1 protein-coding gene is annotated in these 1103 nt (G+C 68.5%); it reads right to left on the bottom strand.

The window, feature by feature from the left end; all coding sequences use genetic code 11:
- A partial coding sequence (locus ABD126_RS38550) for a PQQ-dependent sugar dehydrogenase (protein ID WP_343940643.1) occupies positions 1–1103 on the bottom strand: 1103 nt, incomplete at both ends.

Genomic DNA, 1103 nt, shown 5'->3' with positions numbered 1-1103 from the left:
GGCGCGGTGTTGCCCGAGGTCACCGTCAGGTTCGCCGTGCCGGTCTTGCCGGTCGGGTCGGTCACCGTCAACTGCACGTTGAACGTGCCGCGCGAGTTGTAGGTGTGGGAGGGGTTCGCGGCGGTGGAGGTGCCGCCGTCGCCGAACGTCCAGCGGTAGGACAGCGCCCCGCCTTCCGGGTCGCGGGAACCCGCGCTGGAGAACGCCACCGTCAACGGCGTCCCGCCGGAGGACGGGGTGGCCGACGCCTGCGCGATCGGGCTGCGCTCACCGGCGTTGTAGTCGATCCGGAACAACCCCGCCCCGGGCAGGTGGACGTTGTCGTCCCAACCCGTGCCCCACGTCAGCAGGTACATCGAGCCGTCCGGGCCGAACTTCATGTCCATGGGCGAGGCGAACGACATGGTGGACAGGAAGTTGTTGATCTTCAACAGGTTCCCGTTCGAATCCGGCCGGAACTCCCAGATCCGGTTGCGTGCCCACTCGCCGACGAACGGCACGCCGTCGTAGTACGCCGGGAACTTCGTCTGCGACGGGTTGTTGGCGTTGTACTGGTAGATCGGGAACGCCATCGGCGCCTCGCCACCGGTGCCCAACTCCGGGAACTTGTTGCCCTCGGTGGCGCTGTTGCCGTACCAGACGTCGGCGGCGCGCGCGGCCGGGAGCGTGGTCAGGCCGGTGTTGTTGGGGGAGGTGTTGGTGGGCGCGGCGCAGTTGAACTTCGCGCCCGAGGTGCCGGTGGCGAAGTCGTAGTCGTTGAACGGGGTGTTGTTGCCGATGCAGTACGGCCAGCCGTAGTTGCCCGGCGACTTCACGATGTTCCACTCCACCAGGCCACCCGGCCCGCGGTTGGCGTTGTCCGCGCCCGCGTCGGGGCCGTAGTCGGCCACGTAGATCGCGCCGGTGGTCGGGTGGACGCTGAAGCGGAACGGGTTGCGGAAGCCCATCGCGTAGATCTCGGGCCGGGTCTTGGCGGTGCCGGGGGCGAACATGTTGCCGGACGGGATGGTGTACGTGCCGTCGGACTCGGGGTGGATGCGCAGGATCTTGCCGCGCAGGTCGTTGGTGTTGGCGGCGGTGCCCTGGGCGTCCCACCACTTGCG

Source organism: Saccharothrix mutabilis subsp. mutabilis, from assembly GCF_039521145.1.
Classification (GTDB): Bacteria; Actinomycetota; Actinomycetes; order Mycobacteriales; family Pseudonocardiaceae; genus Actinosynnema; species Actinosynnema mutabilis.
Note: the sequence above shows the minus strand (reverse complement) of the source record. Positions and strands in the feature narration are given on the sequence as shown.